Consider the following 21251-nt stretch of genomic DNA (forward strand, 5'->3'; position numbering starts at 1 on the left):
GTCTCTCTATACAGCGCGGCCGCAGCCGCTCCCCCTGAACTGACCGCCAAGCCTATAGGCTTATCGGCGACGCGCAAGGGGCTTGCGACAGGGCAAGGCGTCGCGGGCAGGCAAACCGCGCTCAGCGCGCCAGCATCGGCCCCAGCGCGCGTCCGCCGAACAGATGAACGTGCAGATGCGGCACTTCCTGCCCGCCATGCGCGCCGACATTGGCGAGCAGGCGATAGCCCGGCTCCACCAGCCCCGCCTCGCGGGCAATCACGCCGACCGCGCGCACGAATGCCGCGATCTCGCCCTCGCTCGCGCGGGCCGAGAAATCGTCCCAGCTCACATAGGCGCCCTTGGGAATCACGAGAATGTGCGTCGGCGCCTGCGGGGCGATGTCGTGAAAGGCGAGGACATGATCGTCCTCGAACACCTTGTTGCAAGGAATCTCGCCGCGCAGGATCTTCGCGAAGATATTGCTCTCGTCATAGGGAAGGGTCGGGTCGATCGCCATGGCTCACTCCTTTGTGCGCGATGCCTTTTCGTCCAGCCCAGAAACGCCCTCGCGCCGGTCCAGCTCGGCGCAGACATCGGCAAGGGTAACGCCGCGCTCGGCGAGCAGGACGAGCAGGTGGAACAAGAGGTCGGCCGCTTCGCCGGTCAGGGCCGCCTTGTCCTCACTCAGCGCGGCAATCACCGTCTCGACGGCTTCCTCGCCGAATTTCTGCGTCATCTTGCCCAGCCCCTTGGCGCGCAGGCGGGCAACATAGGAGCTGTCGGGATCGGCCTCGCGCCGGGCGAGGATGGTCTGTTCGAGGCGGAAGAGGCTGTCCATGGCGCTTGTCCTTGCCGCTGCGCCGCCGGGCGTCAATGGCTTTTCCGGCTGACGCCGCGCTCAGGGGTGACGGACGGGAATGCCCGCAGCGGCCAATGCTGCCCGCGCCTCACGCACGCTGTACTGGCCGAAATGGAAGATGGAGGCCGCGAGCACCGCGCTGGCATGGCCCTGCGTCACGCCCTCGACCAGATGATCGAGCGTGCCGACGCCACCGCTGGCGATGACCGGCACGGTGACCGCATCGGCAATGGCGCGGGTCAGCGCAAGGTCATAGCCCTGCTTCGTGCCATCGCCATCCATGGAGGTGACGAGCAATTCGCCCGCGCCAAGCTCCGCAAGCCGCGCCGCGTGAGCAAGCGCGTCGATGCCGGTGGCGCGACGGCCGCCATGGGTGAAGATTTCCCAGCGGCCCTCACCGACCCGCCGGGCATCGACGGAGGCCACGATGCACTGGCTGCCGAACCGATCTGCAATCTCGCTCACCACCTCGGGACGCGACACGGCGGCGCTGTTCACGGCGACCTTGTCCGCGCCGGCAAGCAGGAGCGCGCGTGCATCCTCCGCGCTGCGCACGCCACCGCCGACGGTGAGCGGCATGAAGCAGACTTCCGCTGTGCGCGCGACGATATCGAGCAGCGTGCCGCGATCCTCATGGCTGGCGGTGATGTCGAGGAAGCACAGTTCATCCGCCCCGGCCGCATCATAGACCTTGGCCTGCTCGACCGGATCGCCGGCATCGCGCAGGTCGACGAAGTTCACGCCCTTGACCACGCGGCCATTGGCGACATCGAGACAGGGAATGATGCGGGTGCGGACGGTCACTGGACTAAATCCTCACATCCGTTCGTGTCGAGCGAAGTCGAGACACGGCCACCACTGTCCTCGCGTGTCTCGACTTCGCTCGACACGAACGGGAGGTAGCTGCGTGACATTCACGCGGCATTCGCCACAGCAATCGCGGCCCGCAGGTCCAACCGACCATCGTAAAGCGCCCGGCCGGTCACCACGCCCTCGATGCCATCGCCAGCATGGAGGCTGAGCACCCGAATGTCCGAGATATCCGCCACGCCGCCACTGGCGATCACGGGAATGTCCACGGCCCGCGCCAGCTCGACCGTCGCATCGATGTTCACGCCCTTGAGCAGGCCGTCGCGGCCCACATCCGTGAACAGCAGCGAGGCGACGCCCGCGTCCTCGAAGCGGCGGGCCAGATCGACCACCGGCATGTCAGACTTCTCGGCCCAGCCATCGGTCGCGATCATGCCATCGCGCGCGTCCACCGCAACGACGATGCCGCCGGGATAGTCCGCCGCCATATCCTTGACGAACTGCGGATTCTTGAGCGCCGCCGTGCCGATGACGACGCGCGACACGCCGAGCGCGAACCAGCCCTGCACCGCCTGCGGATCGCGAATGCCGCCGCCAAGCTGGACATGGCCGGGGAAGGCCTGAACGATGGACGCAATCGCTGCGCCATTGACGGCATGGCCGGCAAAGCTGCCGTCCAGATCCACCACATGCAGGAAATCCGAGCCCTGCTCGGCCCAGATCAAGGCCTGCGCGGCGGGATCGTCACCATAGACGGTCGCCCGGTCCATATCGCCCTCGGCCAGGCGAACGACCTGCCCGCCCTTGAGATCAATGGCGGGAAAAACGATGAACGGCGGAATTTCACTCATGGCGCCCACTCCAGAAAACGGGCGAGGGTCGCGAGGCCATAGGCCTGGCTCTTTTCCGGATGGAACTGGACGCCCAAAATATTGTCCTTGCCGACCGCCGCCACCAGCGGTCCGCCATGGTCGGTGGTCGCGACGACATGCGCCGCCTCCGCCGCCTCGAAATGATAGCTGTGCAGAAAATAGGCCTCACCCGGCTCCACCAGCGGATGGGCGCGCGCGCCGACAACATCGTTCCAGCCCATATGCGGGATCTTGATCGCGGGATCGTCCCGCTCGATGCGCCGCACCGTGCCCGGAATCCAGCCCAGCCCCTCATGCCGCCCAAACTCCTCGCCGGCATCGGCCAGCAACTGCATACCCACGCAAATGCCGAGGAACGGTCGCCCGACCTCGAACACCGCCTCGTGCATCGCCTCGATCATGCCCGGCAGCGCGCGCAGCGGCTCGATGCAGGCCCGGAAAGCGCCGACACCCGGCAGCACGATTCGGTCGGCCCGGCGCACCACCTCGGCATCGGCGGTGATGACGACGCCATGCGCCCCGGCGGCCCGGAGCGCATTGTGCACGGAGTGGAGGTTCCCCGCGCCATAATCGATGAGCGCGATGGTCATGGACTGTCAGCCGCCCAGCGTGCCCTTGGTGGAGGGGATCGCATCGCTCTTGCGCGGATCGATCTCCACCGCCTGCCGCAGTGCGCGAGCGAGCGCCTTGAAGCAACTCTCCACAATGTGGTGATTGTTGCTGCCATAAAGGTTCTCGACATGCAGGGTGATCCCCGCCGACTGCGCGAAGCTCTGGAACCAGTGCTCGATCAGCTCGGTATCCCACTCACCCAGCCGGTGCATGGGGATCTCCACCTTCCAGACCAGCCAGGGACGACCGGAAATGTCGAGCGCGACGCGGGTCAGCGTCTCGTCCATCGGCGCGTGCGCCTCGCCATAACGGGCGATCCCGCGCTTGTCGCCGAGCGCCTTGGCGATCGCCTCACCGATCGCGATGCCGGTATCCTCGGTGGTGTGGTGCTGGTCGATATGCAGATCGCCGACCGCCTTCACGCTCAGATCGATCAGCGAATGGCGCGAGAGCTGCTCCAGCATATGGTCGAGAAACCCGATGCCGGTCGAAATGGAATAAGTGCCGGACCCATCGAGATTGACGCTCACCTCGATATCGGTCTCGCCGGTTTTCCGCCTGATCTCCGCGCTACGCATGGCTGCGGCCTATAACGCGCGCGGCGGACCATGCAATGCGCTTCTCGACCGTTAACGGCTGTAACGCTCTGTGCTTGACCGGCGAGCCCCCCGCGCTAGGACTGTGGCCATGACGGAAGAGCCAGCAGACAGCCTGATTCCCTATGACGAAATCGTGCAGGAGGCGCTGCGTGCGATTCCCGGGCGCGTTTTGCAGGATATTGCGCTGACGGGCGTCCTGCCAGGCAATCATCATTTCTACATCACGTTCAAGACGCAGGCGCCAGGGGTGAGTATTCCCACCTGGCTAGCCGAGCGCTTCCCGGACGAGATGACCATCGTGCTGCAGCATAAATTCTGGGATCTCAAGGTTACCGATACCAGCTTCGAGGTCGGCCTCACCTTCAATCAGGTGCCGGCGCATCTGGTGATCCCGTTCGCGGCGCTGCGCTTCTTCGTGGACCCGGCCGTCAACTTCTCGCTGGAGTTCCAGGTGATGGAGAGCGGCGAAGCCGTCGAAACCATGGAGATGGCGGAGAACGATACGCCGGTCGCACAGGCCGAAGACGGCTCCAACGTGGTGACGGTAGACTTCGGAAAGAAGAAATAAGGGTCAGGCGCGACCCGAGCGCGCCCTGTTCCCGCTTACTCCGCCCGCTTTGCCTGAAAATTGAAGCTGATCGTTACGGCATCCGGAATCGTGCTGGTGTCGGACCACTCGCCCGTCCCGACGCCGAAGGCGGTGCGGTCGATCCGGGTGGAGCCGCGCGCCCGCGCAACCATTCCGTCGATATCCAGCGTGAAATCGAGCGTCACTGGCTTTTGCTGCCCGTTGAGCGAAAGCGTGCCCGCTGCGCGGTAGCGATTGCCATCGCGATGCGTGATGCGCGATGCCCGGAACGTCGCGCGCGGATGCGCCGCCACGCCGAAGAACTCGTCACCGCGCAGCATGTCGTCGCGCTGGCTGTCGGCACTGTCGACCGACGCCAGATCGACCGTCACCGCGATGCGCGAGCCGGGCAGATCATCCGGGCTGAAGACTATGTCGGCATCCCAGCGCGAAAAGCCGCCTTCGATGTCGGAGCCGGAATAGGCCGTGCGGAAATTGAGCGTGCCGCCGCGCTGCACCGTCCAGGCAACGGCCTTCTGCGCCTCGTCCTTGGCTGGCTCGTCCGCCGGCGCCGCAGCCTGATTGACCGCCACCGCGTCTTCGGCTGCGTTGCTGGCGTTGACAGCAGGGTCGCCCGCATTATCCGCGACCGCCACGTTTGAGCCCGCAAGACCGGCATCCGCTTGCGCCGGGGCCTTGCCGCCGAACGGCAGCACCCAGGCCAGTGCAAAGGCCGTTAGCGCGCCCGCGATCGCGAGACCCGCCACCATATTGAGCGCGCCTCGTCTGCCCAAGGCGCTAGGCACCATGCGGCCAAGAATATCCTTGCGCAAAAAGTGGTGCCGCAGTGCTCCCGCGACATGCAGGATCACCAGCCCGGCCAGGAGCCAGCCAAGCAGGCTGTGCACGGCTTCCGCCGGATCGTGCAGGGCAGCGCTCACAGGCAGATGCGGCCATGGAATGACGCCGAACAGCAATGTCGGCACCTTGATCGCCGAGGTCGAGACGATGATCCAGCCCGTGAGCGGTCCGAGGATCATCACCACATAGAACAGGGCATGGACACCGCCGGCGAGGGCGGCGAGCAGCAGGCTCGTGTTAAGCGGACGGGGCCGGGGCACCAGCAGTCGGATCACCAGGCGCGCCACGCTGAGCAGCAGGATGCTGATGCCGATCGTCTTGTGAAGCTGATAGGCCGCGAACTGCGGCAGGCCGGCCAGATCCTCCAGGCGCCATCCCAGCGACACCTGAAAGAGCAGCAAAGCGGCAAGCAACCAGTGCAGAATAATCGCGGCAAGCGAATAGCGCGCAGGCGATTGATGCAGGCTCATGTCCGTCGCGTTTCCCCAACACCCAGTCGAATAGAGTGCCGCCGAACCTGCCAGCCGGACAGGCGCTTAGCAAGCGGGTTGGGAGCGGCGTACCGCTTCGGGGAGGGCAAGCGCTCAAAAGGCAAGGCAGTCGAAGCAGCCGCCAGACCGGGACGACCGCACAAGACCCGCCGTTAAGGAAAAAATGGTGCCACAGACGAAAAAGGTGGGCACTCAAATCACCAAGAAGTTTCTATTGATCGCGCGTCATAGGGCGGCTTCGAAAGGTCCGTGAGACAACCCGCCCTAAAATCGGACGTTCAATCCCTCGCGTCGCGGAGCGCTTCCAGTTCGGCTAGCCTCACCGGATCGCCGGCGGCAAGCGTTTCCTCAAGATAGAAGCTATAGGGTATGTCGAGCACCAATTTGTGGGCCTCGCCGCTATATTCTGAGGCGATCACAGGAAATGCATCGACCAGCTCTCGAAGAAAAGCTTTGTCCAAATCTTGAAGCCTCGCTGCCATATCCTCCATCATGAGGACAGACACATCAAGATCTAGCAATTCCTCGTCAGTCATGTTCAAGAACAGAAAAAAATCTGCGACAATCCTGGCGATCTGTTCAACAATCATGGCTTGACCACCCTTACCTTGATGTTGGTTATCTTCATTTTTTTAAACAGCTTAAGCGCAGCAATACGCTGAGCTTCATTTGGAACCTCCCAAGTTCCGATGGAGCGATTATGCGCTAAAGCCTCTGATTGGCGCAATAGCTGAGCGCGGGCGTGCGGGGCATCTACGACCTTGAATTTCCTGTCGATCACATATTCCCCCTGCACGCCATCGAACTTGACCGGCCGTCTTGAGCCATCCGGCATCGTCCGCATCAACGTGGGCGCCTGACCGGGGCGAGCGCCCGTCGCGGCATCATTATAGCGCTTCGCCCGTGTTTCGGGACCGAGGTTTTCCTTAACCCAGCCGATCTGCGGCGGCTCATGAGGTGGGCGAGGTACGGTTCCGCGCAGACGGCGTAACGCCGCAACCTTGCCCACCACCGCGCTGGGCGCGACTGCCAATGCGGCATTGCCAACGGCCGATCCGGCTGCTCGGCCGATATCTCGCGCCGAAGCATTCGCGACGGCATCGGCGGCGCGCGATATTTGAGTATGAGCAGGCGTATCCTCCGCTGCTATCGCCGTATCGATCATGGTGGCGATCCCGCGACCGGCATTTCGAACCGTCGTAACCGGATTTGTCGTCAAGACCGAGCGCACCCCCACGACCGTCTCTTTCGCCACGCCGTAAAGACCTTCACCGACACCGCCGACAAACTCGGCGGCGGGATTTGGCTGCTCGCGCGGCGAACCAGCAGGCCTCGGCTGCGCCGCGCTTCCGGTGCCCCCGTTCGGCCTTTTGTCGAAACCCTGTGGTTGCTTGGCAGATGACGTCTCTGGTGTCGGTGTCCGCGCGATACGGAGATTGCCGCGACTTACGTTTCCTGGCGTACGAGACGCTGGCCCAGGCCGGCCTCTGCCATGATAATTTCCGGATCCGGCAAAAGTGAACCGGCCATCTTCCGGATCATGCCAAGGATTGAACTTGCACTCTATCGCATCGTTTTTTGGCACCGAAGCCACTTTGCCGGTGCGCAACCACGCCGAAAAGGCCCGACGCCATTCGTCCTCTGATAACTCGATCATTCGCCGCACCTCCATCATGAGGTGAGAACATTTCGGGAACATTTTCCAACAAGTCAAGCCGGAGCGGGTCGGTTTCTACCCCGGTCTTCGAGAACCACGCGGCACCACGACGGCTCCCGGCGGTAAAGCCACAGAGAACTGTTCCTAGCTAATTATGTATGTGGCTTGTCTCAATCCGGCTTTCCTGCCGGTTCAAAAATGGTGCCGCTTAGGTGACTCGAACACCTGACCCTCGCATTACGAATGCGATGCTCTACCGGCTGAGCTAAAGCGGCTCCGGCTCGCCGGCAAACCGGCGATCATCATGATGCGTGTCCAGTGCGGCACACGATCATGCAGGCGGGGCGCTTATCAGCGTGTGCCGGGCATGGCAAGCGCCGATCGCGTTTTCGCCTGTGGTATCGCGCGGGCCGGCGGCGATATTTGGTGCCTTTACCGGGCCTTTACCCTTCATGGCGCAGGGTTCGCCCGTTGCACGCGACCACAGGCGAATCCTCGAATGGACGTACATCACAGCCAGGCCGACGCGGTCACCACGCTGGACGAAGCCATGGATGCCCCTCCGCTCGTCCGCTTCGACGAGCGGCGCATGCACATCCGCGCCTATAATTACTGGTCTTCGCTGCTGCGCGACCGGTCGCTGCCGAGCATCGAGGATCTCAATCCCGAGGAACTGCAGGATTTCGGCTCGCACAGCGTGCTGCTGGACTTCACGGCGGGCGTCGAGGATCCGACCATTGCCTTCATCGGTCCTGCTCTGGCCGCGCAGTGCGATATCGACACCTCCGTGCGCCGGGCCAGCCAGGTTCCGGCGCGCACATTGCTCTCCCGCCTGACCGACCATTATCTGCAGATCGTGGCCAACGCCGCACCGATCGGGTTCGAGGCGGAGTTCACCAACCAGCGTGGCGTCGAGGTCATGTATCGCGGCATCATGATGCCCTTCTCGACCCGCGATGACGCGATCGACTTCGTCTATGGCGTGATCAACTGGAAGGAGGTCGCGACGGACGCGCTGACCGAAAGCATCATCGCGCAGGCCGAGGCCGCCGCGCCGGTGCGTGTGAGGACGACCGACGCCACCGCCATCTGGGCCGATGGCCCCTCCGCGCAGACGATCGCGGCTGCGTCCGTGACCGATTTCGCCGAAGACGTGCCGACCGACGATGCGCTGGACCTGACCAGCGAGACGATCACCCTGCCGGACCAGGATACGGCGCTGGCCGACATGCTGGCCCTGGCGCGCGATGCCGCCATGGCCGCCCATGCCCAAGAGGGGCGGACACGCCACGCGCTCTACCGCGCGGTCGGGCTCGCGCATGCGCTGGCGCAGGTCGCCGCCGCCCGGCCGGAGGATTATGCCGCGCTGCTCGCCGACTCCGGCATAGCCGTGCAGCCCCGCAGCCCGCTGACGGCGCTGGTGAAGCTGGTCTTCGGCACGCATTATGACAAGACGCGCCTGGCCGAGTTCGTCTGCGCCATCCAGTTCGCGCTCGACGCGCGGATGCAGCCGGGCGCCCTGATCGCGCATCTTCATGCCACGGTGGGCGGCCTCAAGGGCGTGGTGGCGCAGGTCCGCGCGGCGCGCCGCAACGAAGCTCCCAAACAGCCGCACAAGGCCATCGCGCGCTCCCGCAGGGTGCTGAAGCAGGCCCCCGCCCTCCCCGCCGATCAACTGGTCGTGGACGGCGAAGGGCTGGCCGTGGTGATCATGCGGCGAGAGGCCGATGGCTCGCTTGCGATGGTCGCAGCGCTCGACGGCGCCGACCAGCTTGCCGAACGGGTTCTGACGAAAGCCGCCAAGGCACTTCCGGCGTCCTAAGCCGGCGCGGAGCATAAGCAGGCCGTGCAATGGTCCGGTTGCGGACCCTGCCGGCGGGGTTTAACCACACAGGCCCGACACTGCTTCCACAGATGTGCGTTAGGCAGACAAGGGCCGGCACAAGTGGAAGAGGATGTCCATGACCATCAAGACCAATCGCGACGACGCGCTGACGGCAGCCATCGCGGAGGCACTGGCCAAGGGCGTGCTCGAAAGCGAGCAGCAATCGCCCCAACCGGACCAATGGGACGAGGCGGCGCGCTTCGTGCTGGAAGCCGCCGCAATGCGCAGGGATGGCGAGAGCGCCATCCTCATCGACAGCCTGACCGATGAGCGCAGTGCCGGCGCCGCGAGCCGGCGGCAGCGCATCGCCATCATCAACGCCGACATGCCCTTTCTTGTCGACAGCATCGGCAATTGTCTGAGCCAGGCCGATCTGGTGATCCACGTGCTCGCCCACCCGATTCTCCCGGTGCGGCGTAACGAGGACGGCGCTTTGCTGGCCATTGGCGATGAGGACGGGGCCGGCCGCGAATCGCTGATTTATATCGAGACCGACCGCATAGACGCGCGCGGTCGGCGGGAGCTTTGTCGGGCGCTGGAGGAAACCCTGTGCCATGTGCGCGCCGCAGTGAGCGACTGGCGGGCGATGATCGATGCGCTGACTGCCGATGCCAATCGTCTGGGCGCGGGCGAAGGCGGCGACTTTCTGCGCTGGTTGCTCAAGGCCAATCTCACCCAATTGGGGCACACGCTTTGGGTGCCGGACGGCCAACCGGGACGCCGCAAGGGCATTTGCCGGGCGGCCGAGAACCCGGTGCTTTCAGACCAGTCCGCCGCCGCCGCTCTGGCGTGGTTCGAGGCCGGCCATGCCGGGCCGCTGATCCTCAAATCCAACATGATGGCCAAGGTCCATCGGCATGTGCTGATCGACCTGTTCCTCGTGCCGGTGCGGGAAGAGGGCAGGATCACCGCCATTTCCATCCATGCCGGCCTGTGGACGAGCGCGGCGCTCGCCACCGCGCCGGAGGATGTGCCCATCCTGCGCGATACGCTTTCGGGATTGATGGCGCGGTTCGGCTACAATCCCTCCGGTCATGCCGGCAAATCGCTGGTGCACGCCCTCACCGCCCTGCCGCACGACCTGATGCTGGCGTTCAGCGCGCAGGACCGGGACCGCATCACGCTCACCGCCATGTCGCTGGCCGACCGGCCCCGCCCCAAGCTGGAGCTGGTGAGCGATGTGCTGGGCCGGCACCTCTTCGCCTTCGTCTGGATGATGCGCGACGACCTCTCGACCAGCCGCCGCGAAGGCATCTCCGCGCTGATCGCCTCGGCGGCGCACGCCAGCCTGCTCGGCTGGTCCATCGCGCTGGAAGAGAGCGGTCTGGCGCTGGTGCGCTTCACCTTCGACCTGCGTGATGAAGGACAGGTGCCCGATGCCGAGGCGCTGGACCTGCAGATCGCGCAACTGCTGCGCGGCTGGACCCCCGCCGTGGAACAGGGCCTGATCGAGCTTGGCGAAAGCTCACGCGCCGCCGTGCTCGCCCAGCGTTATGCGCCGACCTTCCCGATGTCCTACCGGGAAAGCGCCGGGCCGGACGAAGCCGCCCGGGACGTGCTGGCGCTGCACCAACTCACCGGCCCGGATGATCGCAGCGTGCGCTTCTACCGCATCCCGCAGGATGGCGACCACCAGCTGCGGGTGAAGATCTATTCGCTCGAACCGCTCGTGCTATCCGAAGCCGTGCCGGCGTTCGAGAATTTCGGCTTCAGGGTGCTGGAGGAACGGAGCACCAGCGCGGGGACGGAGGGGTCGCTCGGCCATATCCAGCGCTTCACCCTGGAGCGGCAGGATGGCGGCCCGGCGGCCGAGGTGCTCGACCGCGCGGCAATTGTCAGCGAGGCGCTGGATGCCGTGCTGGAGGGCCGGGCGGAGAATGATCGCTTTGCCGAACTCATCGTCACGGCGCAGCTGGGGCCGCGCGACACCGTCTTCATGCGCGCCATCTTCCGCTATCTGCGCCAGACCGGCCTTGCCTACGGCCTCTTGACTGTCGTCGAAACGCTGCGGCGCGAGGCGCATATCGCCCGCCAGATCGTGGACCTGTTCTTCGCGCTGCACGATCCTGCGCGCGGCAAGGATGCTGAAGACGCCGCGACGATCAACGCGGCCATTGATACCGCACTCGAAGGCGTCAAAGGCCTCGATGAAGACCGCATCCTGCGGCTCTACCGCGCGGTGGTCAACGCCACGCTGCGCACCAACGCGTTCACCCCGGCCGCGCAGGAAGCGCTGGCTTTCAAGCTGGACAGCGCGCTGGTGCCCGGCTTGCCCAAGCCGCTGCCTTGGCGCGAGATCTGGGTCTATTCGCCGCGCGTCGAAGGCATCCACCTGCGCACCGGGCGCATCGCCCGCGGCGGGCTGCGCTGGTCCGACCGGCGCGACGACTTCCGCACCGAAATCCTGGGGCTGATGAAAGCCCAGCGGGTCAAGAATGCGGTCATCGTGCCGACCGGCGCCAAGGGCGGCTTCTACCCCAAGATGCTGCCCAACCCGGCAAGCGACCGCGATGCGTGGCTGGCCGAAGGCACCGAGAGCTATCGCGTGTTTATTCGGGCGCTGCTCTCCGTCACTGACAATATCGTCAAGGGCAAGACCGTGCACCCAAAGGGCATGGTCATCCGCGACGGCGCCGACCCCTATTTCGTGGTGGCGGCCGACAAGGGCACGGCGAGTTTCTCGGACGTCGCCAATGCCATCGCCATCGATCATGATTTCTGGCTGGGCGATGCGTTCGCCAGCGGCGGCTCCAACGGCTATGACCACAAGGCGATGGGCATCACCGCGCGCGGAGCGTGGATCAGCGTCCAGCGCCATTTCGCGGAAATGGGCGTCGACGTGCAGAAGAACCCGGTGCGGGTGATCGGCGTGGGCGACATGTCCGGCGACGTGTTCGGCAACGGCATGCTGCTCAGCAAGAGCATCCGCCTGGTCGCGGCGTTCGACCACCGCCATATCTTCATCGATCCCGACCCCGATGCATCCGCCAGTTGGAAGGAGCGCCAGCGCCTGTTCAAGCTGCCGCGCTCAAGCTGGGCGGATTACAAGGAAAGCCTCATCAGCGAAGGCGGCGGCGTGTTCGCCCGCAGCGAAAAGAGCATCGCGCTCAGCCCGCAGATGCAGGCGCTGGTCGGCACCGACCAGACGGCCATGGAGCCGGCGGCGCTGATTTCGGCGCTGCTGCGCGCGGAGACCGATCTGCTCTGGTTCGGCGGCATCGGCACCTACATAAAGGCCGCCAACCAGAACAACGCCGAGGTCGGCGACACCGCAAACGACCGTCTGCGCGTGGATGGCGAGGACGTGCGCGCCAAGGTAATCGGTGAGGGCGCCAATCTGGGCGTCACCCAGGCCGGGCGCATCGCCTATGCGCTCAAGGGCGGGCGGATCAACACCGACTTCATCGACAATAGCGCGGGCGTCGATTGCTCCGATAATGAAGTGAACATCAAGATCGCGCTCAACAAGGAGGTCGCCGAAGGGCGGCTTGCGCAGGAGGCGCGCAACGATCTGCTGCGGGCCATGACCGATGAGGTCGCCGCCATCGTTCTGGAAGACAATCGCCTGCAGGCGCTCGGCCTCTCCATCGCGGAGCAGGGCGGGAGCGCGGACCTCGCCTCCTATGTCCACCTGATCCACACGCTGGAGGATGGCGGGCATCTCGACCGCAAGGTGGAGGGTCTTGCCCCGGATGAGGAACTGATGCGCCGCGCCAGCGAAGGGTTGGGGCTGACAAGGCCGGAGCTGGCCGTGCTGTTCTCGACCGCGAAGCTGACGCTGCAGGACGCCATCGAGAAGAGCGACCTTGCCCGCGATCCTGCGCTGGAAAGCGACCTGATCGGTGCCTTCCCGCCCCTGATGCAGCAGCGCGAGGGGGAAGCGATTGCCGCCCACCAGCTGCGCGACGAGATCATTGCCACCAAGATCGCCAACCGCATCGTCAATCGCCTCGGCGTGATCCTGCCCTTTGCCCTCACCGAGGAAGCCAGTTGCTCGCTCGATGAAATTGCCCATGCCTTCGTGATCGCCGAGCGCCTGTTCGGCGTGCGGCAGCTCTGGGACGATATCGACAGTGCCGACCTCTCCGAACAGGCGCGGCTCGCCCTCTACCGCAGCGTCGCCAATGCGATGGCAGGCCATATCGGCGATGCGCACCGCTCCTTGCCGACCGGCATCGCGCCGCACAAAGCGATGGCGATGCTCGATGGCGCCATCGACACGCTCAAGACCAAGGTCGACAGCCTGCTGCAGCCCGAGCCGCTCAAGGCCGCCGAAGCCATGAGAGCCATGCTCACCAGCCTTGGCGTGCCGGATGCGCTGGCCGAACGGACCGTGATGCTGGTGAAGATGGATGGCGCCATCGGCCTTGCCCTGCTCGCGCAGAATGGGCCGCAGGACGCGCTGAGCGTTGCCGCCGCCTTCACGCGGCTGGGCAGCCTGCTCGGCATCGACTGGCTCCAGGCCCTCGCCGCCCAGATGACGCCGAGCGACCCGTGGGAGCGCTTGCTGGTCGCCGGCAGCGCGCGGGAATTGCAGCAGATGCGGCTCGGCTTCCTGGCCCGCGCCGGCGCGAAGACGAGCGAGGAGCATCTCGATCGCTGGCTCGCGGAGAACAAGGTTGCGGTGGAGAAGTTCACGGACTTCATCGGCCGCGCCCGGCAGGCCGCCGCGCCTTCTGCCGCCATGGTCGCGGAATTGACCGGACAGGCCCGGACGCTGCTCAGCCGCTAGCGAACCGCGCCGCGCGGGCTCACCAGCCAGGGCTTCACCACGCCGCTCGGCTTGGGCGTGCCATCGAGTCGCACGGCACGCTTGATCGTGACGCGGTCCTTGATCATCTGGCCGAACATCACGCCGCGCCCGCAGCAGGTGTCGCGCGCCATGATGCGCTTGACCACATCCATGCCCGCGACCACCTGACCGAAGGCGGCATAGCCCGCATAGCCCGGTCTTGCATCGAGCGTGGGATTGGCGCCGACCTGAATGGAGAAGTTGCCGGTGCCCGAATTGGGCTCCTTGTGACGCGCCATGGAAATGGTGCCATCCAGATGTTTGAGGCCAGTCTGGTCGGTCGGCTCCAGCTCTACGGTGGGGAAGTAGACCCGCCGCACCTCGGTATCGATGCCGCCCTGGACGAAGCCCGACTTGGGATCGTTCTTGCGGCGGAAGGCGCGGTAGAAGCTCGTCCCGTCCAGCCGGCCATCATCCACATAGATCATGAAATTGGCGACTGTCTTGGGCGCGCGCCGGGCGTTCAAAGCGAGCACGATGTTGCCCATGTCCGTCTCCAATCGCACACGCACGAAGCCCGGCGTCGGTTTGGTCGCGCTTTGCGCAAGTGCCGGGCCGGGCAGCGCGACCAGCAGCAGGGAGAAGAGAGCGAGGAAGATGAGGTTGAGGCGCAGGACGGGGACAGGCTGAAGAAACAAGAGCATCGATCCGGGCAGTGGCAGGGCGGGCGAAGCCGCACCATGTCACATCGCGGCGCCCGGCATCAACCCGCCGGCGCGCAGAACCGGGCGGACCGAGGCGCGCTCCGGCTGCATGCCTACGTCTGCCGGCACAGCTTAGTGGCGGAAGTGACGCATCCCGGTGAAGACCATCGCCAGCCCGGCCTCATCCGCCGCCGCGATCACCGCGTCGTCGCCCAGCGACCCGCCCGGCTGGATCACCGCGCGTGCGCCAGCCTCGGCCGCTGCGAGCAGGCCGTCGGGGAAGGGGAAGAAGGCATCGGACGCTACGGCGCTACCGACGGTGCGCGGCTCGCTCCAGCCCGCAGCCTCGGCCGCCTCGCGCGCGCGGATGGCCGCGATGCGGGAGGAATCGCGCCGGTTCATCTGCCCGGCACCAATGCCCGCGGTCACACCATCCTTGGCATAGACGATGGCATTGGAGCGGACATGCTTGGCGACGGTCCAGGCGAACAGGCAATCGGTCAGTTCCTGATCGGTCGGCGCCCGCTTGGTCACCACCTTGAGGTCATCGCGGCTGATGCGGCCATTGTCACGCGTCTGCACCAACATGCCGCCGGCGATGGACTTCATCGTCATGCCCGCGCGCGCCGGATCGGGCAGCGGGCCGGTGAGGATGAGGCGCAAATTCTTCTTCTTCGCGAACACGGCGCGCGCCGCATCATCCGCATCCGGCGCGCAGACGACTTCGGTGAAGATCTCGGTAATCGCTTCTGCCGTCGGCCCGTCGAGCGACCGGTTGACTGCAATGATGCCGCCAAAGGCCGACACGGTGTCGCACTGGAAGGCGGCGCGATAGGCGTCGATCAGCGTCTCGCCGGTGGCGACGCCGCAGGGATTGGCGTGCTTGATAATGACTACAGTCGGCGGCCCGTCGCGGAACTCGCTGACCAGTTCCATCGCCGCATCGGCATCGGCCAGATTATTGTAGCTCAGTTCCTTGCCCTGCACCTGCCGGTGATCGGCAAGGCTGCCTTCGGGCGCGAAGGCCGGGAGATAGAGCGCGGCCTGCTGGTGCGGGTTCTCGCCATAACGCAGCGACTGGCCGAGCCGCAGCGGCACCGCCATGCGCGGCGCGAACGGCTCGCCCTGATCCACCGTGGCGAACCAGCTTGCAATCATGGCGTCATATTCCGCCGTCGCGGCATAGGCCTTGGCCGCGCAGAGGCGCCGGAAATCATAGCTGGTCGCGCCGCCCTTCTCGTCCATCTCGTCCATCAGACGCGCATAATCGGCCGGATCGGTGAGGATCGTCACGCTGGCGTGGTTCTTGGCCGCCGAGCGGACCATCGAGGGACCACCGATATCGATATTCTCGATCACCTCGTCACGGTCCGCACCCTTGGCGACGGTGGCAGCGAAGGGATAGAGGTTGACCACGACGAGATCGATCGCGCCGATCTCATGCGCCTCCATAGCTGCGACATGCTCGGCATTGTCGCGCACCGCGAGCAGGCCGCCATGGACCTTGGGGTGCAGCGTCTTGACGCGCCCGTCCATCATCTCGGGAAAACCGGTGAGGTCCGAAATATCCTGCACCTCAAGCCCCGCCTCGCGCAGCGCCTTGGCCGTGCCGCCGGTGGAAACCAGTTCCACGCCATGGCGCGCCAGCGCGGCGCCCAGCTCAAATAGCCCGGTCTTGTCGGACACCGAAAGGAGTGCCCGCCGGATCGTCACATCCTGCATCTGTCTTGTCCTTATCCCGATTTCTTGAGCAGCCAGCCGATGCTTGTTCCGCCCGGCCCCGTGGTGGCGCTCACCACGAGTTGCTGCGTGGGGTGGGGCCTGCCTTCGCCGTCCACCCAGAGGCTTTCTTCCACTGCGAGTTCCCCGGCGCCGACCCGGAACTGCCACAAGGCACCGCTCGGCAAGCGCAAGAGGGCGCCCTGCCGATCGGCGGTCAACGTCGGCTCGATATCCGGGCCGAGATGGAAGCGGATGGCGAGCGGGCAGCTGACCGGCTTGCGGCGGCGGCTGCCGGGCAGCAGCACGTCCTCGCCGCGCAGCTCCCGCCCTTCATGCGTGAGAACCAGCGTGCGCCGATGCAAATGGCCAAGGCGCCGCGCATAGCCATCATGCGCAATCTCGAGCCGGCTGCCCTGCTCATGCTCCTGCCGATCCAGCTCCACTTCGCTCACGCCCTTACCGAGCGCGCCATCGGGAAGAATCGCGGTGGAATTGGTATCGTCCAGCACCAGCGTGGAATGCGCCGCCGTTGTGCGCAGACCCTGGGTCAGATCAGCCGGGAGAGACGCGCCCGCCAATGCCGCGCCGCCGCAATTGACGATGAGCCGCACCGGCCCATCCGAGACTTCCAGCGCCGTGGTCGAGGCGCAGCCATTGGAGGCCAGCCGGGCCACCGGCGGCGGGGCCGCATCGACCTGAACGACAGTCGTGCCGCCGCTCAGCCGCTGATAGCCCCAGTCGCGTGCCTGCCGCAGCGGCCGGGCGCGGATGCCGGAGGCCGCGACGATAGCGGTGATTCGTGCGGGATCGAGCGGCGCCCCGCCTTGCCAGCTTCCGGGCGCGCCATCGCCATGCAATATGCCGAGCAAGGCCGCGACGATGCGCTCCATCGTTTCAGCCAGCCAGGCCGGCAGGTCGGCACGGCGCACGTCGTAGACGGCGCGCAGCATCGCCAGCAGCGTGATCGCCTCGACCTGCTCCAGCGGCGAGCGGGAAATGATGCCGCCATCGCTCGAAAAGCCCGTCTCCAGCGCCCGCCGCAGCCCGGCCTCGCCAAATATCCTTCGCGGATCGCCACCGGGCAGCAACAGGCCAGCCGCAACGATGCCGGTCCAGGCGATCACGCGCGGCAGGCCCAGCGGCGCCTTGTCGGCACCGCGATCGAGATGACGCGCCGTGCGCGCGATGCTGTTGAGCACCAGGCTGCGGTAGACGAGATCGTTGCTGGAGAGGATCAGCGGCGAATAGGCCGTCCAATACAGGATGCGCCAGCCGGCATTATCGGCACGCCAGGCAGGGTCCGTCGGCTTTTCGGCATGGGCGGTCAGCCAGGCCCGCATCTGCGCCTCGGCGACGGGCACCGCATTGTCCCGCGTGGTGGCGGCCGCCAGATCGCGCATCCAGCGGAAGCTGTGGAGATAATCCACGAACTCCGCCGGCTGCTCGATGCGGCGCCAGTCCAGCGTGGCCACGGGCTGCTTGAGGCCGCGAAACAGGAAATAGCCCGCCCGCAGCGCCTTGCCCGCCCGCGCGTCGCCCGGAATGCCGTCATCCGGCACGGCGAGCAGCTTGAGCGGATATTTGCCCTTGAGCCGCATATTGTGGAATGGCGTCGCCCAGCTCAGGCGATAGAAATGATTGGCGAGTCGCTCGGTCAGCGACACACCGCGATCATCCGAGACGCGAATCAGCCGCTTGCCCCGCTCAATACCGTCTTCCACCGGCGGTTCCGGGGGCGGCGTAGGCGTGGGGAGCGGCCGGGCGCTCATCCGCCCCTCAGCATCCGGATGTTGTCGGCATAGGATGCTGGTCCGCCCCGGAAGGTCGCGGTGCCCGCCACCAGCACATCGGCCCCCGCCGCAATGACGCGCGGCGCGGTAACGGCATCCACGCCGCCGTCGACTTCCAGCGCGATGTCCTTGCCGGTCTTGTCGATGGCCTTGCGCACAGCCTCAATCTTGCGAAGCTGGCTGTCGATGAAGCTCTGGCCGCCAAAGCCGGGGTTCACGCTCATGATGAGGACCAGATCGAGATCCTCGAGCAGATAGTCCAGCATCTTGGCCGGCGTGCCGGGATTGAGCGAAACGCCCGCCTTCTTGCCCAGCGCCTTGATCCGCTGAACCGTGCGGTGAATGTGCGGCCCGGCCTCGGGATGCACGGTCAGGATATCCGCGCCGGCCTCGGCGAAGGCATCGAGGAAGCTGTCCACCGGCGAGATCATCAGATGCACGTCAAGCGGCTTTTGAGTGTGCGGCCGCAGCGCCTTCACGACCATCGGGCCGATGGTGATGTTGGGCACGAAATGCCCGTCCATCACGTCGACATGGATCCAGTCGGCACCCGCCTCGTCAACGGCGCGGACCTCCTCGCCCAGGCGTGCGAAGTCAGCGGAGAGGATCGACGGGGAAATACGCACGGATGGCATCATGAATTTCGCTTAACCCTGCGATTCGGACAGTGCAACTGCCACAGGCCGAAAGTTGTGGATGGATTGGGGCCCGCGCGCCCTAAAGCGAGTCAGAGCGGGACAGGCTGGCGATGAAGAATCCATCCAGCCCGCCCGCCGGCATCAACGCGCCGGGGAGAAGGCGCAGCACATGCCCTTCTGCCACGAGCCCCTCGGGCAGCAAGGCCGTGTCGATCGGCCGTGGCAGCATCTCGGGATGGTTCGCGCGCAGGGTGTCCATCTGCGCCTCGCCTTCCTCGGGCTCCAGCGAACAGGTGGCGTAGACAAGCACCCCGCCCGGCTTCAGCCAGCCGCACACACGCGCGACGAGTGCCGCCTGGATTTCGGCCATCTCGGCAACTTGTCGCGGGCCGACGCGGTGCAGCACATCCGGATGGCGCCGGAAAATGCCGGTCGCGCTACAGGGCGCATCGAGCAGGATCGCGTCCACCGGCGCGTCCGGCGCCCAGTTGGTGAGGTCGGCGCGCAGCACAGCTGCCTCGAGCCCGGTACGCGCGAGATTGGCCTGCATCCGCTCCAGCCGGCGCTGGGACTGGTCGACGGCGGTGACGCGCCAGCCCGCAGCCGCAAGCTGCATGGTCTTGCCGCCTGGCGCCGCGCACAGATCGAGCACGGAACGGCCTTCCCCCGCCCCGAGCAACCGGGCCGGCAGCGAGGCGGCGAGGTCCTGCACCCACCACTGCCCCTCGGCATAGCCGGGCAGGGCTGTCACCTCGCTCTCCGCAGCCAGACGGACGTGGCCGGGCATGAGTGACACGCCGCCAAGCCGCTCCGTCCATTCGTCAGTCGTTCCGGCATCGCGCAATGTGAGATCGAGCGGGGGGCGGTGCGCGATGAGCTGCCGCGCCGCGGCGACGACCTCTTCGCCCCACGCCTCGCCCCAGCGCGCCTCAACTTCGTCCGGCAGGCGAGGCGCCTCGGGGAGGGCCAGCTGGCGCCGGAACAAGGTGCCCAGAACGCCATGAACGAGCTTGCGCGGCCCGCCATCGACCAGCGGCAGGGACGTCGCAATCACGGCATGAGGGGGTGTTTCGAGGATGAGCGCCTGCGCCAGCGCCAGCCGCAGCACCAGGCGCGCCTTCGCGTCCACGGGCAGCGGACGGGCGGTTGCGCTGTCGATCAGCGCATCCAGTTCCGTCATGTAACGCAGCACCCCGGCCGCGATGCCATGCGCCAAGGCGCGGTCTGGCGGATGGCTGATGTTGCGGGCCGCGGCCCCCAGCGCCTGTTCGAGCGGCTGCCCCCGCCGGATCACGGCATCGAGCAGGCTGAGCGCCGCTCGCCGGGCAGGGAGACCGGCAGGTTGGGCATTTTGAGGGACGTGCTGCGATTTGGCGGTTGGGCGGGACATGGCTTGGCCCTATAACAGCTAAAGTCGATACGTGGCCGGGAAATGCCGCTTATGGCATCATCAGGTCATGGACCGCGTGCCACGGCACGAAAACGGAGCATTAAAGCGTGGGAAAACGCCCCGATCATCTCAAGCCGCCGAGCTACCTTTCGAAAAGCCCGCCGGTGCCCCAGCCGGAGGAAGCCCGGGCGCAGCCGCGCCCTTCTGACGAAGGACTGGACCCGACGCGCTTCGGCGATTGGGAGCGCAAGGGCATCGCCGTTGATTTCTGAGCGCCGACCCCTGCACGCAATGTTGCATTTTTTTGGCGTTCGCCTTGGTTCAACGCAATTTTCGGATGCACTATCGGCCGCTATCAGTCATATAGTACACTTAACACTCCGCAAAGAGAGTGGGACGAAGAGTCGGTTCGCTGGTTTTGGGGCGAGATGCCATTGTGTCTGCTGTGATGATCCCACCATCATGCCGATGCGCGCTGTTGCCTGACGGATGAGCAACGTGTCCGATTCCCACCGAACTTCTGCTTCGCCCGGTAACAATGCCGGTGTCGAGCAAGGAACGCCGGTCGGTTCTCCCACGCCGACCGGCGAACCGCTTAATGAAGACCAGCCCGATCTTTTCCCCGGCGCACGACCTGCGACTGCGCCTGCCGATGGCGATGCTGCGCTGTTGCAGGCGGTCGGCCGCCTGATTCTCGCCTGGGGCCAGCTTGAGCGGACGACCGCCGACAAGGTTTCGACCATGCGCGAGTCGTTCGGCGATGTGCGCTCCGTCGGCGGACGAACCCGCCCCACGCTGCAAAAGCTGCTCGCCGAACTGCGCGCGCTGGTCGCCATGCGCGACCGGCACGATCAGGATGCGCTGGCGGTGATCGCCACCATCGATGGCAGCCTCCAGCGCACCGCGCAGTTCCGCCAGCTGATCATCGACGGCGCACAGGGCGCATCCGGCAAGATCCTGAACTGCCGGGATATCAAGAACTGCCCGCTGGAAATCGGCCTGCGGGAAGTCGAGCGGGAAGCCGCCTCACTTGACCGGATTTGCGCGCAGATCGCGGAAATCTAGGCGAGCGGGGGCGA

19 protein-coding genes and 1 tRNA gene are annotated in these 21251 nt (G+C 65.8%); 5 read left to right on the top strand and 15 right to left on the bottom strand.

All coding sequences use genetic code 11. The features are described from left to right. Positions 1 to 121: 121 nt before the first annotated feature. The 6 genes from M2342_RS00565 to hisB all read right to left on the bottom strand — a co-directional run bounded on the left by M2342_RS00565 (position 122) and on the right by hisB (position 3713). Positions 122 to 499, bottom strand: coding sequence for a histidine triad nucleotide-binding protein (locus M2342_RS00565; RefSeq protein WP_264577654.1), 378 nt, complete (start codon positions 497 to 499; stop codon positions 122 to 124). Between the two features lie 3 nt (positions 500 to 502). After that, complete coding sequence (locus M2342_RS00570) at positions 503 to 820, bottom strand: phosphoribosyl-ATP diphosphatase (RefSeq protein WP_264577655.1); 318 nt, start codon at positions 818 to 820, stop codon at positions 503 to 505. 60 nt (positions 821 to 880) lie between these two features. Further along, positions 881 to 1645 (bottom strand): imidazole glycerol phosphate synthase subunit HisF, encoded by a 765-nt coding sequence (hisF, locus tag M2342_RS00575; protein WP_264577656.1) that lies wholly within the window; start codon positions 1643 to 1645, stop codon positions 881 to 883. A 110-nt stretch (positions 1646 to 1755) separates the two neighbouring features. Then, the gene (gene hisA / locus M2342_RS00580; protein ID WP_264577114.1) at positions 1756 to 2502 is read right to left on the bottom strand and encodes a 1-(5-phosphoribosyl)-5-[(5-phosphoribosylamino)methylideneamino]imidazole-4-carboxamide isomerase; all 747 of its coding nucleotides are present in this window, start codon (positions 2500 to 2502) and stop codon (positions 1756 to 1758) included. Next, positions 2499 to 3113: an imidazole glycerol phosphate synthase subunit HisH gene (gene hisH / locus M2342_RS00585; protein ID WP_264577657.1), complete on the bottom strand. Its 615-nt coding sequence runs from the start codon at positions 3111 to 3113 to the stop codon at positions 2499 to 2501. Before hisH ends, hisA begins: the two co-directional genes overlap by 4 nt. 6 nt (positions 3114 to 3119) lie before the next feature. Then, a complete protein-coding gene (gene hisB / locus M2342_RS00590; protein WP_264577658.1) occupies positions 3120 to 3713 on the bottom strand; it encodes an imidazoleglycerol-phosphate dehydratase HisB in 594 nt (197 codons plus the stop codon). Between the two features lie 109 nt (positions 3714 to 3822). On the opposite strand from hisB, the gene M2342_RS00595 reads away from it, so the two are divergent. After that, entirely contained in the window at positions 3823 to 4302 is a 480-nt protein-coding gene (locus M2342_RS00595; protein ID WP_181561177.1) for an SspB family protein, read from the top strand. A gap of 35 nt (positions 4303 to 4337) precedes the next feature. Here the strand turns inward: M2342_RS00595 and M2342_RS00600 are convergent, their stop codons facing one another. The 4 genes from M2342_RS00600 to M2342_RS00615 form a co-directional block, all read right to left on the bottom strand. Continuing rightward, complete coding sequence (locus tag M2342_RS00600) at positions 4338 to 5633, bottom strand: YceI family protein (RefSeq protein ID WP_264577659.1); 1296 nt, start codon at positions 5631 to 5633, stop codon at positions 4338 to 4340. A gap of 299 nt (positions 5634 to 5932) precedes the next feature. Then, positions 5933 to 6244, bottom strand: a complete 312-nt coding sequence (locus M2342_RS00605) for a hypothetical protein (RefSeq protein WP_264577660.1) — start codon at positions 6242 to 6244, stop codon at positions 5933 to 5935. Then, positions 6241 to 7311 carry a hypothetical protein gene (locus M2342_RS00610; RefSeq protein WP_264577661.1) on the bottom strand — a complete coding sequence of 357 codons (1071 nt, stop codon included), beginning with the start codon at positions 7309 to 7311 and terminating at the stop codon, positions 6241 to 6243. The genes M2342_RS00605 and M2342_RS00610 overlap by 4 nt, the downstream gene beginning before the upstream one ends. Before the next feature lie 199 nt (positions 7312 to 7510). After that, positions 7511 to 7586, bottom strand: a tRNA-Thr gene (locus tag M2342_RS00615). Between the two features lie 224 nt (positions 7587 to 7810). Between M2342_RS00615 and M2342_RS00620 the strand changes: the two genes are divergently transcribed. Continuing rightward, complete coding sequence (locus tag M2342_RS00620; RefSeq protein WP_264577108.1) at positions 7811 to 9133, top strand: hypothetical protein; 1323 nt, start codon at positions 7811 to 7813, stop codon at positions 9131 to 9133. A gap of 139 nt (positions 9134 to 9272) precedes the next feature. After that, a complete protein-coding gene (locus tag M2342_RS00625) occupies positions 9273 to 13928 on the top strand; it encodes an NAD-glutamate dehydrogenase (RefSeq protein ID WP_413715037.1) in 4656 nt (1551 codons plus the stop codon). Here the strand turns inward: M2342_RS00625 and M2342_RS00630 are convergent. The 5 genes from M2342_RS00630 to M2342_RS00650 form a co-directional block, all read right to left on the bottom strand. Continuing rightward, on the bottom strand, positions 13925 to 14626 hold the full coding sequence (locus M2342_RS00630) for a peptidylprolyl isomerase (protein WP_413715038.1): 702 nt from the start codon (positions 14624 to 14626) through the stop codon (positions 13925 to 13927). The two genes, M2342_RS00625 and M2342_RS00630, sit on opposite strands and share 4 nt — an antisense overlap. A gap of 138 nt (positions 14627 to 14764) precedes the next feature. Continuing rightward, positions 14765 to 16354 (bottom strand): bifunctional phosphoribosylaminoimidazolecarboxamide formyltransferase/IMP cyclohydrolase, encoded by a 1590-nt coding sequence (purH, locus tag M2342_RS00635; RefSeq protein ID WP_264577663.1) that lies wholly within the window; start codon positions 16352 to 16354, stop codon positions 14765 to 14767. 11 nt (positions 16355 to 16365) lie between these two features. Next, positions 16366 to 18123, bottom strand: coding sequence for a heparinase II/III family protein (locus M2342_RS00640; RefSeq protein WP_181561169.1), 1758 nt, complete (start codon positions 18121 to 18123; stop codon positions 16366 to 16368). Beyond that, the gene (gene rpe / locus M2342_RS00645) at positions 18120 to 18782 is read right to left on the bottom strand and encodes a ribulose-phosphate 3-epimerase (RefSeq protein WP_181561168.1); all 663 of its coding nucleotides are present in this window, start codon (positions 18780 to 18782) and stop codon (positions 18120 to 18122) included. The genes M2342_RS00640 and rpe overlap by 4 nt, the downstream gene beginning before the upstream one ends. 79 nt (positions 18783 to 18861) lie before the next feature. Continuing rightward, entirely contained in the window at positions 18862 to 20172 is a 1311-nt protein-coding gene (locus tag M2342_RS00650) for an RsmB/NOP family class I SAM-dependent RNA methyltransferase (RefSeq protein ID WP_264577664.1), read from the bottom strand. Positions 20173 to 20279: 107 nt separating this feature from the next. Here M2342_RS00650 and M2342_RS00655 point away from each other — a divergent pair, with 107 nt between their 5' ends. After that, positions 20280 to 20444, top strand: a complete 165-nt coding sequence (locus tag M2342_RS00655; RefSeq protein WP_264571718.1) for a DUF1674 domain-containing protein — start codon at positions 20280 to 20282, stop codon at positions 20442 to 20444. Between the two features lie 226 nt (positions 20445 to 20670). Further along, positions 20671 to 21237, top strand: coding sequence for a hypothetical protein (locus M2342_RS00660; protein ID WP_264577665.1), 567 nt, complete (start codon positions 20671 to 20673; stop codon positions 21235 to 21237). The last annotated feature ends 14 nt before the right edge of the window (positions 21238 to 21251 follow it).

The organism is Sphingobium sp. B8D3A (genome assembly GCF_025961995.1).
GTDB lineage: Bacteria > Pseudomonadota > Alphaproteobacteria > Sphingomonadales > Sphingomonadaceae > Sphingobium.